13 protein-coding genes are annotated in these 13,142 nt (G+C 36.9%); 11 read left to right on the top strand and 2 right to left on the bottom strand.

The genetic code is table 11. The features are described from left to right. Positions 1-459: 459 nt before the first annotated feature. The 9 genes from HNS40_RS01185 to HNS40_RS01145 all read left to right on the top strand — a co-directional run bounded on the left by HNS40_RS01185 (position 460) and on the right by HNS40_RS01145 (position 11,296). Positions 460-828 carry a hypothetical protein gene (locus HNS40_RS01185; protein ID WP_172276396.1) on the top strand — a complete coding sequence of 123 codons (369 nt, stop codon included), beginning with the start codon at positions 460-462 and terminating at the stop codon, positions 826-828. An 88-nt stretch (positions 829-916) separates the two neighbouring features. Further along, positions 917-4,738, top strand: a complete 3,822-nt coding sequence (locus tag HNS40_RS01180; RefSeq protein ID WP_172276394.1) for an efflux RND transporter permease subunit — start codon at positions 917-919, stop codon at positions 4,736-4,738. Continuing rightward, positions 4,735-5,961, top strand: a complete 1,227-nt coding sequence (locus tag HNS40_RS01175; RefSeq protein WP_172276392.1) for a TolC family protein — start codon at positions 4,735-4,737, stop codon at positions 5,959-5,961. Before HNS40_RS01180 ends, HNS40_RS01175 begins: the two co-directional genes overlap by 4 nt. A gap of 11 nt (positions 5,962-5,972) precedes the next feature. Continuing rightward, entirely contained in the window at positions 5,973-7,808 is a 1,836-nt protein-coding gene (locus HNS40_RS01170) for an efflux RND transporter periplasmic adaptor subunit (protein WP_172276390.1), read from the top strand. Between the two features lie 22 nt (positions 7,809-7,830). Then, on the top strand, positions 7,831-8,172 hold the full coding sequence (locus HNS40_RS01165; RefSeq protein ID WP_172276388.1) for a heavy-metal-associated domain-containing protein: 342 nt from the start codon (positions 7,831-7,833) through the stop codon (positions 8,170-8,172). An 89-nt stretch (positions 8,173-8,261) separates the two neighbouring features. Next, a complete protein-coding gene (locus HNS40_RS01160; protein ID WP_172276386.1) occupies positions 8,262-8,915 on the top strand; it encodes a Crp/Fnr family transcriptional regulator in 654 nt (217 codons plus the stop codon). A 358-nt stretch (positions 8,916-9,273) separates the two neighbouring features. Continuing rightward, a complete protein-coding gene (locus HNS40_RS01155; RefSeq protein ID WP_172276384.1) occupies positions 9,274-9,951 on the top strand; it encodes a T9SS type A sorting domain-containing protein in 678 nt (225 codons plus the stop codon). 4 nt (positions 9,952-9,955) lie between these two features. Then, on the top strand, positions 9,956-10,324 hold the full coding sequence (locus tag HNS40_RS01150; RefSeq protein ID WP_172276382.1) for a hypothetical protein: 369 nt from the start codon (positions 9,956-9,958) through the stop codon (positions 10,322-10,324). Between the two features lie 33 nt (positions 10,325-10,357). Continuing rightward, positions 10,358-11,296 (top strand): transporter, encoded by a 939-nt coding sequence (locus HNS40_RS01145; protein WP_172276380.1) that lies wholly within the window; start codon positions 10,358-10,360, stop codon positions 11,294-11,296. Here HNS40_RS01145 and HNS40_RS23460 read toward each other — a convergent pair. Next, positions 11,293-11,427 (bottom strand): hypothetical protein, encoded by a 135-nt coding sequence (locus HNS40_RS23460; RefSeq protein WP_256367515.1) that lies wholly within the window; start codon positions 11,425-11,427, stop codon positions 11,293-11,295. The two genes, HNS40_RS01145 and HNS40_RS23460, sit on opposite strands and share 4 nt — an antisense overlap. A 56-nt stretch (positions 11,428-11,483) precedes the next feature. Here HNS40_RS23460 and HNS40_RS01140 point away from each other — a divergent pair, with 56 nt between their 5' ends. Together HNS40_RS01140 and HNS40_RS01135 are read left to right on the top strand one after the other, a co-directional pair. Continuing rightward, positions 11,484-11,867 (top strand): hypothetical protein, encoded by a 384-nt coding sequence (locus tag HNS40_RS01140; protein WP_172276378.1) that lies wholly within the window; start codon positions 11,484-11,486, stop codon positions 11,865-11,867. Between the two features lie 109 nt (positions 11,868-11,976). After that, entirely contained in the window at positions 11,977-12,822 is an 846-nt protein-coding gene (locus HNS40_RS01135) for a transposase (protein ID WP_216663662.1), read from the top strand. On the opposite strand, the gene HNS40_RS01130 is transcribed toward HNS40_RS01135, so the two are convergent. Then, entirely contained in the window at positions 12,797-13,138 is a 342-nt protein-coding gene (locus HNS40_RS01130) for a carboxypeptidase-like regulatory domain-containing protein (RefSeq protein WP_172276376.1), read from the bottom strand. The two genes, HNS40_RS01135 and HNS40_RS01130, sit on opposite strands and share 26 nt — an antisense overlap. Between the last annotated feature and the right edge of the window lie 4 nt (positions 13,139-13,142).

Here is a 13,142-nt window from a genome sequence, read left to right as displayed (position 1 = left end):
GGTCCTTTGAGTCTTTAGTGTCTTCTTTGTGGAACTTCGTGTTATAGCTTTTTAGGCTGGTAATGTTGAGAAAGAGAAATCTGATTCACATGATAATTGAATTTTGAAGCTATTGCACAAAACACACAAAGGAAACACAAAAGGTACAAAACATATTATCGAATATTTTTTTCTTAGTGCTTTTAGTGTCTTCTTTGTGGAACTTCGTGGTATAGCTTATCAGGTCCGTGGTATTATGAAAGTGAAGGATGAATAGGACTAAATATCAAATTGGAGCTATTACACAAAATGCACTATGGATACACAAAAGACACAAAAACATATCGTAGAATCTTTTCTCTTAGATCCATAGCTTGACAAGCACGTGGTGATGATAAAGACAAAAGAAAAAGTTAATTAATGGAAATAGCTCGCAAATCTGATTACATTTGTTTTCTAAATGAAAAAATTATTAGCAGGTTGAAGAAATTAGTTTACATATTTATGGCCATTTTATGGTTCTCTGCCAGTACTGGTTTTAGTGTGACCAAGCACTATTGTAGTGGCAAATATATAACTATGTCTATTAATTCAACTCCCGAATCTTGTTGTGATGATGGGGATTGCTGCCGTAATGAAAGTGAAGCATTTCAATTAGATGAAGATACTGTATTTCAGGTAGATCTCATTGTTGATGAAGCTCCCTCATTTGATATCATGGTTTTCGAAAACGAATTTTTCCAATTGGATTCTTTTGAGGATATCAATTCTTTATATCTAGATAGAGTTCATATTCCACCGCCGAATTTGCCAGATATACTGGCCAGTTTCCAGTCTTTTATTTTATGATTTTTATTTGATGAATAGGATAGCTTGAGGAATTATTTCTTCAGGCTAATGTTGTGTATTTATTCTATCAAATTAAAAATCATGCAAAATGCTAAATAAAACCATCAAGTTTTTTCTTGAAAACAGATTGGTGACTTTCCTTTTACTTTTTACATTCATTCTTTGGGGTGTAATCAGTTCTCCTTTTGGATGGGAGACCGGAATCTTACCACGAGACCCTGTCCCTGTTGATGCCATTCCCGATATAGGAGAGAATCAACAAATAGTATATACGCAATGGCCAGGTCGATCGCCACAAGATATAGACGATCAAATATCTTATCCTCTAACCACTTCTCTTTTGGGTATTCCAGGAGTGAAGACCATACGTAGTAATTCCATCTTTGGAGTTTCTAGTATCTATATTATTTTTGAGGATGGATTAGATTTCTACTGGACCCGTACTCGTATACTCGAGAAACTCAATTCACTTCCTCCCGGTACTTTGCCCCCTGATGTCATACCTTCTTTAGGCCCAGATGCCACTGCTTTAGGGCAAGTCTATTGGTATACATTAGAAGGAAGAAATAAAGATGGCGAACCTTCTGGTGATTGGGATCCTCAAGAGCTCAGGAGTATCCAGGATTTCTATGTGAAATATGCATTAACGGCTGCAAAGGGAGTTTCGGAAGTAGCTTCAATTGGCGGCTTCGTGAAAGAGTATCAAATAGATATTGATCCCATAGCCATGAAAGCTCATGGTGTAAATATTGCTCAGATAATGAATGCAGTTAAAAAGAGTAATCTGGATATTGGTGCTAGAACAATAGAGTTCAATAGAGTAGAATATTTAATCCGTGCATTGGGTTATGTGAAAACACTATCAGAACTTGAAGAAAGTGTGGTTGCAGTTAATGAAAATGTTCCCATTCGAATAAAAGATGTGGCAAAAGTCAACTTTGGCCCTGCCACCAGAAGAGGTGGATTGGATAAAGGAGGAGCAGAAGCTGTGGGAGGTGTTGTGGTGGCACGATATGGCTCTAATCCATTAGAAGTTATAGAGAATGTTAAAGCAAAAATAGCAGAGATAAGTCCAGGCCTTCCTTCTAAAACCCTGGCAGATGGGAGTGTCTCGAAAGTAACTTTGATTCCCTTCTACGATCGTACGGGTTTAATAAAGGAAACGCTAGGAACCTTAGAGGAAGCTTTATCCTTGGAGATCCTCATCAGCATTATCGTCATCATTGTATTGATGTTGAATTTGCGAGCCAGCATTTTAATTACAACTCTTCTACCAATAGGCGTTTTAATGACTTTTATCGTGATGAGGCGATTTGGTGTGGATGCTAATATTGTGGCTTTATCAGGTATTGCTATTGCCATAGGAGTGATGGTGGATGTGGGAGTCGTCTTTACAGAGAACATCATTAGGCATATAGAAATGGCCAAAAATGTGGGCGCCAAAGGAAAGCAATTATTAGGTGTGGTTTATGAAGCGACCACCGAAGTAGCAGGAGCAGTTATAACGGCATTAACAACAACCGTCGTAAGTTTCCTTCCCGTATTTGCTATGGAAGCTGCCGAAGGTAAACTTTTTAGACCTTTGGCTTTCACAAAGACCTTTGCCATGCTTTCGGCTTTAATTATTGGTTTGATTATCATACCAGCGTTGGCTCACTTTATCTTTTCTATCAAATTCGACAAGAAGAAAGTCCGTTGGATTTGGAATGGATTACTCATCTTGGGCGGATTTGTCCTCTTATTTATTTCTGGTAATTTCATCACTTTAGGGATGATAGCGATCGGAATTAATAATATCATGGAATTCAAATGGTCTGAAAAATACCGAAAGTTTCCAAATTATATCAATATTTCTATCATCTTAATGGTGGTGGTTTATTTCTTAACCAAAGCATGGATGCCTCTTGGAGCTCAACAATCTTTGTTCTCCAATTTCATTTTTGTAATCTCTATTATCGTTTTTGTTTTGGCATTTATGATGGCGATGGTGCATTTCTATCGTCAAATACTTTCTTGGTGTTTAAATCATAAGTGGTTCTTTTTAAGCTTTCCTATCATTCTAATCCTATTTGGTTTAATGACTTGGCAAGGAATAGATAAGATTGGTGGTTTTGTTCCTGAAAGCATTAAGGAATCAAAAACTTGGAAGTCGCTAGATGAATCATTACCTGGTATAGGGAAAGAGTTTATGCCAAATCTAGACGAAGGAAGCTTTTTGTTAATGCCAACCACCATGCCGCATTCTGGGATTGAAGAGAATTTGGAAGTCATTAGAATCTTAGATAAAAAAGTAAATGCCATTCCAGAAGTTGAGAATGTCATCGGTAAATGGGGAAGAGTGAATTCAGCATTGGATCCTGCACCTGTTTCCATGTATGAGAATGTAATCAATTATAAATCTGAGTATATCTTAAATGAACATGGAAAGCGACTTCGATTTAAAGTAGATGGAGAAGGCGCTTTTGTACTTAAAGATGGCAGTACCTATCATCCAAGGGAGGAAGAGTTTAAGGTCATTGAAAGGGAAAATCTAATTGTTGAGGAAGATGGAGAATATTTTCGTCAATGGAGAGAGAATATAAATTCTCCTGATGATATTTGGAAAGAGATAGTTCATCATTCTAGTATTCCAGGACTCACCTCCGCGCCTAAATTACAACCCATTCAAACTCGCTTGGTCATGTTGCAAACCGGAATGCGGGCCCCCATGGGCATGAAAGTTTATGGCCCTGATTTGGAATCCATTGAAAAGGTGGGCTATGAATTGGAGAAGCTTTTAAAAGAGGTGGAAGGCGTTTCTGCTATGTCGGTTTTTGCTGATAGAGTTGTTGGGAAGCCTTACCTAGAGCTCAATATTAAAAGAAAAGAATTAGCTCGTTATGGGCTTACCATTCAAGACTTGCAAGGAATTATTGGTAGTGCAATTGGAGGAATGCAACTTTCTACCAGTGTAGAAGGCCGCGAACGCTATCCCATCCGATTAAGATATGCTAGAGAATATAGAGATCATCCTGAAGGCTTAAAGAAAATTTTAATTCCTACACCCATGGGACAACAAATTCCTTTGGGAGAACTCGTAGATATTGAGTATTCTCGAGGACCACAAATGGTCAAAAGTGAAAATACCTTTTTAGTGGGCTATGTTATTTTTGATAAGCAAGAAGGCTTTGCTGAAGTGGATGTGGTAGAAAATGCTCAGAAGTATTTGGAGGATAAGATGGAGACTGGTGAACTGGTGATGCCTGAAGGTGTGAATTTTATTTTCACTGGAAACTATGAGAACCAAATTAGAGCGACCAAACGTCTCTTGTTGATTATACCAATATGTTTAGTGGTGATTTTTCTGATCCTGTATTTTCAGTTTCGTTCGGTGATTACCTCCTCATTAATTTTCTCAGGAATAATAGTGGCTCTGGCTGGAGGCTTTATCATGATTTGGCTTTATGGCCAGCCTTGGTTTTTAGATTTCTCCATTTTTGGCACCAATATGCGTGATTTGTTTCAAGTGAGAACCATCAATTTAAGTGTGGCGGTTTGGGTTGGTTTCATTGCCCTGTTTGGAGTGGCTACCGATGATGGTGTATTAATTAGCACCCATTTAAAACAACTTTTCGAGAAGAATAAGCCAAAGAACAAAGCAGAAGTAAGAGCATTGGTGATAGAGGCCGGAATGAAAAGAGTGAGGCCTGCTATGATGACAACTGCAACTACAGTTATTGCTTTGCTCCCCGTGCTGACCTCTACTGGAAAAGGCTCCGATATTATGGTACCAATGGCCATCCCACTATTTGGAGGAATGACTATAGAAGTGCTCACCATGTTTGTGGTACCTGTTTTATACAGCATGTGGCAAGAAAGAAAACTGAAGGAAGAATCCATCAACGAATTAACAGAAGGAGGAGCGATATGAAAAAGATAATCGTCATTTGTATTTGCATATTGGGTTTTCAAATGAGCTATGCTCAAGAAGATTTACAGGTTTATTTGAAGGCAGCAGCCCAGAATAATCCGGGATTACAAGTCAAGTTCAATGAATATATGGCTGCTTTGGAAGTCATTCCTCAAGTAGGTAGTTTGCCAGATCCAAGCTTTGCCTTTGGCTATTTCATCCTTCCAGTTGAAACCCGTGAAGGTCCTCAGATTGCTAAAGTATCAGCCAATCAAATGTTTCCTTGGTTTGGTAGTCTGCAAGCCAAAGAAGATGTGGCTGTTCAACTGGCAAAAGCAAAATATGAAGCTTTTGAGGAGGCCAAGTCCATATTATTCAACGAAGTAAAAGCTACCTATTATAATCTCTATTTTACTCGTAAGGCTATTTTTGTGATGTCTGAAAATCAGAGCATATTGCATGTCTTTAAGCAATTAGCCCTCACCAAAATTGAAACCGGAAAAGCCAGCCTTAACGATGAACTAAGAGTGGAAATGGAATTGGCTGATTTGGAAAATCAGTTGGCTCTTGTTCAAGATAAATATGAAGTGCTTTCTATCACTTTCAATAATCTATTAAATGTAGATAATGAGTCTATAATTTCCATTCCAGATCTTATTTGGGAGCAGGATTTGAAACTCGATAAAAAAGCCTTGTTGGATAGTATATATGCTAATAATCATCAGCTTTTGAGTCTGGAATATCAATATCATTCTTTGGAATCTCGTCAGCAAGTGGCTAAAAAAGCGGGTTTACCCAATATCTCAATAGGCATAGATTATACTTTTATTGGAAAAGGAGAAAATAACCTATCTGGCAAAGATGCGCTCTTGTTTCCCAAAATAGGAATTACCATTCCTCTATATCGAAACAAGTATAAAGCTATGGTTAATGAAGTATTGTATTTGCAAGCTGCAAAAACAGAAGAGAAATTTGAGAAAGAACTCGTATTGGAAACCATTTTCGAGAATGCTTTTAAAGACTATAAAGATGCACAACGACGAATCTCACATTATTCTAGTCAAGGGAAATTGGCTAAGCAATCACTAAAGCTTATTGAAGTGGAATATTCCACCAATGCAAAGGGATTTGAAGAAATGCTACGCATGGAACGACGGCTTTTAAAATATGATTTGGAATTGGAGAAAGCTAGAGTAGATAAGCTAGCGTCCATTGCTTTTGTTCAATATTTAATGGGTCAATAAAAAACAGAAAAATGAAAAATATAAAACAATATATATACGTCATCATTCCCACATTGATTATAGGAATGTTGATAGGTTGGATGTTCTTGGGTGGAAGCAGTCAACCTTCAGATGATGAGCACAATCATGAACATCAAGAGGAAGAAGTAGAAACCATGTATACCTGCTCCATGCATCCTCAAATTAAGCAAAACAAACCCGGTCTTTGCCCCATTTGTGCTATGGATTTAGTTCCCATGCAAACCATGGGTTCAGGTGGTGATCATGCTTCTTCAAATGAAATCAGCATGACTAAGGCAGCCGCAAGTTTAGCCAATATTCAAACTTTAATAGTGGAGGAGGCTTTGCCAATGAAAGACTTGTTTTTGCAAGGAAAGGTAAAGGCCGATGAACGCAATATTGCCGAAATCACGGCTCGTTATGGGGGGCGGATAGAAAAGCTATTTGTGAATTTTACTGGCCAACAAGTGAAAAAGGGGGAGCTTTTGGCCACTATATATTCTCCTGATTTGGTTTCAGCACAAAAAGAATTATTAGAAGCGCTTTCTTTTATAGATACCCGTCCAGCTTTGTATGATGCAGCCATAGCTAAGCTTAAATTATGGGACTTATCAAAATCTCAAATCAAAGCCATAGAAGAAAATGGAGAACCACAGCTCTATTTTGATGTGTTTTCTCCAATTTCAGGAACAGTAAGTGGCAGACATGTCACAGAAGGGGATTATGTGAAAGAAGGTAAAGGCATGTTGCAAGTAATAGATCTCACCAAAGTTTGGGTGCTTTTTGATGCATATGAAAGCGATTTGCCTTGGATTAAAATAGGTGATGAAATCAATTTTAAAATTAAGGCTTTGGCCCAAAAGGAGTTTAGTGGAAAGGTCTCTTTTATTGATGCTTTTCTGAATCCAAAGACCAGAGTGGTGCAGGTGAGAGTAGAACTAGATAATTCGGATTTGTCTCTGAAGCCAGAAATGTTTGTGGATGGTGTTCTACATTCAGAATCGGCATCAGAGGAATTAGAAATTTTAATTCCACAATCATCAATTTTATGGACTGGAAAGCGAGCTGTAGTTTATATAAAAGTTCCTGAAAGAAATTCTCCCACATTTCTGTATAGAGAAATTGATTTAGGTGCTGAGGTTGGCGATTATTATATTGTGAAATCCGGATTAGAAGTCGGTGAAGAGATCGCCGTAAATGGAGTGTTTAAAATAGATGCCTCAGCACAATTATCTGGTTTGCCCAGCATGATGAATCCAGGGGGTGGAGCAGTAAGTTCAGGACATGATCATGGTGAAATGCCTAGTTTGGAGAATGCTGATGACGCTTTTACGGTGTATGGAAATTGCAGTATGTGTAAAGAAAGAATAGAAACTGCAGCCTTATCAGTAGCAGGAGTAGAACATGTCAATTGGGATGAAAATACCAAGAGTTTATACCTTCATCATGAGTCGGTAGATTTGGCGGAAGTACATCAGGCTATAGCTCATGTTGGGCATGATACTGATTTGGAAACCTCCCCAAATGAAGTCTATGAGTCCCTACATGAATGTTGTAAATACGATAGGCCTCAGAACTTAAAACTAGAAGAAATTAAGGTTTATGGAAACTGTGGTATGTGTAAAGAAAGAATTGAAACTGCGGTATTGGAGCTTCAGGGTGTGGTGAAAGCCGATTGGGATTCAGAAACCACTATGCTCAAACTGAGTATTAATCCTGAGGAGGTAAGTATGGGACTTATTCATCAAGAATTGGCTCAAGTTGGGCATGATACCGAATTGGCAAAAGCCCCTGATGCCGTTTATGAGCAATTACATGCTTGTTGTAAATATGAAAGAAGTAAATAATAACAAATTAAAAATTAGAAACATGAAAAAGCAATTCAGTTTATTATTAGCCATGGTATTAATGTTTGGCTTTTCTGCCATAGCGGGAAATGTGACCAAAGAGAAATTTAAAGTTTACGGTAACTGCGGAATGTGTGAGAAGACCATAGAAAAAGCAGTAAAGAATGTTGATGGGGTGAAAAAAGCCAATTGGAATCAAAAAACTAAAATGATGGAAATTACCTTTGATGCTGAAAAAACCAATATTGAAGCTATTCATCAGGCAATTGCCGATGTGGGTTACGATACAGAAAAGGCTACAGCTAAGGATGAAGTATATGAAGCTTTACATTCTTGTTGCAAATATGATAGGCCCAAAAAGTAAGTTTTGAGAATGGATTTGATCGGTATTATTTAAACAGCAAAGGAGAGATGATGAATTGTATACAAGATAAAAACTGTTGTAGTTGTTCTATGAAATCACCACTTTTTCAAGTGTTGACGGAGGAAGAATTAGAATTAATCAATGTCAACAAAAGGCAAGTAAAGTTTAAGAAAGGAGAAATCATAGTGAAGCAAGGGGCGCCTATGTCCCATGTGATCAGTTTCACCTCTGGTATTGCCAAGGTTTATATTGAGGCTTCGGGCAATCGAAACTTATTGTTGCAATTTATAAAACCCACCAATTTCTTGGGTGCTCCAGGCATATTTGCCGATCAAATTCACTATTCTTCAGTAAGCGCTATTGAGGAGTCCTCCGTTTGTTTTATCGACATCCACATTTTTAAAAAGGTGATAAAAATGAATGAGAGATTTGCAGAGCAGTTTATGGAGTTGATCAGTTGGAATGGAATTTTTAATTACGAGCGCTTTACTTGTTTAACTCATAAAAATACCCATGGTCGATTGGCTGACAGCTTAATCTATTTACATGAAAAGATATTTGACGATAGAGATCATCTCATTTCTATATCAAGGCAAGATATGGCCGAGCTTACAGGAATGTCAAAAGATACCGTAATCAGAACATTGAAGGAGTTGAACGAGGAGGGCGTCATTGAAATTATTAAAAATGACATTCGGATATTGGAAATAGATAAGTTGCAAAAGATTAGTATGATCAGTTAGGACTTTATTGGTCTCATTCGTTTTTAAAACTATACACTTTAGTGTTTCGGTTTCTATATACTTCATGGTTCGAAGACGGGAGTCAGAAGCTAGAAGTAAATCTACTTCGGGCTTCCATCCATAATTGGTCATTATTAGAACGAATATTATTCCTAAAACAAACCTATGCTAATTCAGTCCATAGTGGTTTAGCTTTGATGCTACTTTCTTGAAATAATAGGGAGTAAAAAGGCGATATACAACGTAAAATTCTAGGATTAAATCGAAATATACTCGTCACGTAAGCGTAGGGATTAGTGTTGTTTTCAAGGTGATAATAATACTTTTGTGATACAAAAAACTAATTAACAATACCCTTATGAAAATAAAATCTACGTTTATCCTAGTGATGGCTATTCTGTTGGCTGCCCCATCTTTATTTGCTCAAACTAAAGATGATTTCACAGTAAGATTCATCACCCTTGGCAATTGTTATACTTGTAAAGTAAGGGTAGAGGCAAAACTTAATGCCATGGAAGGGGTTAGTTTTTCCAAATACGATCCTTTTTATGCAGAAACTACGGTTACCTTCGATGAGTTTGTTACCGATACTTATATCATTATGCAAGCTGTTGCAGATACAGGTCACGATACCGAATGGTTCAGAGCTCCCGATGAAGCATATCAGCTGTTGATAGGCACTTGTTGTGAATATGAACGAACTATCAATTATGATGATGTTCAAATGGGTTATTTGAGTTTAATGGGTATCTACGTTGGACATGTAGCTGTAAATGAGTATGACTACCTAAGTGATATTTCAGTTTTTCCAAGTATTAGCAGTGGTAGGTATAGCATTAACTTGAATGATACACCAAGTATTCTAAATGCTAAAATTCAAGTCTTCTCCATGCAAGGTCAAATGGTATATTCAAGCTCCATTGAGGATGGTAATAATCAGGAAATAGACCTAACAAATAAAGTAAATGGAACATATATGGTCATGATCTCTAGTAATGGGATGGCCGTTTCAAGCACAAAAATAATTAAACAATAAACCCATGAAATATACAATAATAGCCCTGTTGATGCTAGCCACTGTTTTTAGTATCAGTTGCAAGAAAGAAGAAACAACAACACCTAGTACAACAACTACTACTCCTGAGATTTTAAGTCTAACATCTGATAAATCGACCATCAAATTTGGTGGTGAAGAGCCTGCTATCATTACCTGTGAGGCTTCTGGAGGAAATTGTGAATATACTTGGGAAGTTGATCTGGGTGATATCTTTGTATTGAATGAAGATGGATCTCAAGTAAGATTTACAGGTTCGGAATGCTGTATTGGAGATAAGATTATAAAGTGTACAGTGAAGAATGATAAAGGCGAAGTAACGGAAACGGTAACCGTTAATATTTACATTCCCTAAGGTCTATTATCCACATTTTCATAAACACAAAACATGATGAATAGATTCATTATATTGGCTATGGTATTGGCAAGTTTTTGCTGCATCCAAGAAGCCGAAGCCCAATGCTGCGCTGCTGGAAACCCAATAAGCGATGATGGCTCAGCAAGTGGAGGAGGGAAGAAAATATTGGAAGCCGGTATTTTAGGTACTTATAGCTATTCCGATATATACTTCAAAGGGAATGAAAGATCCGATTATGAATATATAGACTATTCCTATTTTATGTATTCCTCTGCAAATCTGGCTTATGGAATTACTGATAAATTAAAAGTGACAGCAGAGATAGGCTACTTTTTTGCCAAGGCTCAATACTTTGTTTTCGATCAGAATAGAAATGCAACTGGCTTAGGAGATCTGGTTTTGGGAGCTCAATATTTAGCTTATCAGAATTGTGAGAAATTCTTCAATATATTTCCAAGAGTAAAAGTGACTTTGCCCGTTGGAACATTCGATCAGGTGGATGGTTCGGTCGTCCTTCCTATCGATATCCAGCCTTCTTCTGGTTCTTATAAATATCAGATTGGGCTTTTGTTTTCAAAGTTATATATGCAAGGGAAATTGGCCTTGTTCTTTGATAATTCCTTCGAATACTCCCAGCGTATTGAAACGGAGAGAACCAATTATAAGTATGGGAATCTTTATAATAACTCTCTTTATGCGGGATATAAAATTATGTCTAAACTAACTTTAGCTTTACAGTGGAGGTCACAATATAGAGATAAAGCCTCCGATAAAAACAAGGAATTGGTGAATGCAACAGGCGGGCATGTGATGTTTATAGCTCCTCAACTACGATATAATTTCTGGAAGCAATGGAATGTCTCATTAAAATATGATTACCCTTTTTATAAAAACATGAATGGTACTCAATTGACCAATAATTATGCGGTATCTCTACGTTTATCTAAGAGTATCGATTTTAATCATTAGGATGTTTCTGTTCTGCTCTTCAAGTCACCCTTTCCCCAACTCGTCCAATCGCTCCAGCTCCCCAAGTCTCCAAGTCCATCTTCAGCTCTCCAGCTGCCAAATATTACATCCCCAAGAAAAAAAAGGGACACATAAAAAACTTGGGGACAAAATTAAGAAATCTATATTTTTGGCATAAAAATGATCTATGCAAAAAGATATCTCCTATATGTTACTTCCGACGAGTTTTTTAGATTACTTTGAAGTAATATCGGTAAAAGAGCTATGTGATTTAGAGACAAAGCAAGAGCTTTTTCAAATTGAATTAGAGGAGAAGAATCAGCTTCCCCATGGCTATAATCAAGACGCATATCAGTCAAAAGGTTTTTACCCATCAAAGACGATTCAAGATTTCCCTGTACGTGGGAAAGCATTATATTTAAGCATAAAACGAAGGCGATGGCGTTCAAAAGACGGTTTATCACCAGACCTAAAAGGAGATTATACTTTTATAGCAGAGGGTTCTAAAATAACAAAGGAACTGTCTGATTTTTTAAAAGGTACAGGTAGAGACCCGAGTAGATACCATTAGTAATATAGCCAGCTATTATTGTATTAAGCCAGATAAACTAAGGCGTAATTATAAAGATCATAGCAGTGATTTTAAAGATTGGGATCAAAAGAAACATGCAGAAGATTATATGATTTTCCCAGAAAACATAGGAGAATTCTTAAGTATAGATGAAGTTTCTTTGTCACAAGGAGAGTTGTATACCTTTGTTACAAACAAGCAGGGTAAAGGAAAAAAAGGAACACTTGTAGCTAGCATAAAAGGCACTTTATCTAATGATATATCAAGTGTTGTAAATCTCAAACCCTTAGAACAAAGGAAAAGGGTTAAAGAAGTTACTTTAGATATGGCAAAAAACATGGAGGCTAGTATGCGAATAAGCTTTCCTAATGCTGACTTCGTAATTGATAGGTTTCATGTCGTTAAATTGGTAATAGAATCATTACAGCAAATCCGAATCAAATTAAGATGGAAAGCAATTGATGAAGAGAACAAGGCTATTTCTGAAGCTAAAAAGAATGGTGAAAGATATGTTCCCAAAGAGTTTTCAAATGGAGATACAGTGAAACAGCTACTTGCCAGAAGTAGATTTCTTCTTTTTAAATGTTCATCAAAATGGACATATACCCAAAAGCTAAGAGCTAAAATACTATTTAAAGAATACCCCAAATTAATGGTAGCATATAAAATTACAATGGTGTTCAGAAACATCTATGAGTTAAGAAATAAACAAGTGGCTGAACGTAACTTCATAAACTGGATAACAAGTGTGTTCGCTAATAAGATGGAAAACTTCTACACAGCAGCAAATTCTATTGGAACTAATATGGAGAATATAACAAACTTCTTTTTAAACAGAAATACAAATGCTAATGCGGAGTCTTTCAACTCAAAGATCAAACTCTTCAGAGCGAATTTAAGAGGGGTGTCTGATACTAATTTCCTTCTCTTTAGATTGCAGAAGCTTTTTGCTTAATCCCCAAGTTTTTAAACTGACCCGTCATTTCAGGAGTGGTTTGGTTCACGAGTACCTTATGCGACTTGTATCCAATAAACTGAAAACTGAGCGTGTCTTGAGATGAGAAAGGAGATAGGTCAAATGAGAAACTTCCTTTTTCATTACTTACCGTTCCTTTGTATTTTTGAAGTATAACGATATTGGCATAGGGTAGTACTTCATTGGTGTTTTTATCAATGATGGTTCCTCGAATCACATGGCTTTCGTCATTTTGTCCTTGAGAAAACAGGGATATGAGAAGAAAGAAGCTTAGTATAATGGTATTTGTTTTCATAAGT

Source organism: Lentimicrobium sp. S6 (assembly GCF_013166635.1).
GTDB lineage: Bacteria > Bacteroidota > Bacteroidia > Bacteroidales > UBA12170 > UBA12170.
This window is presented reverse-complemented; position numbering and strand designations above follow the sequence as displayed.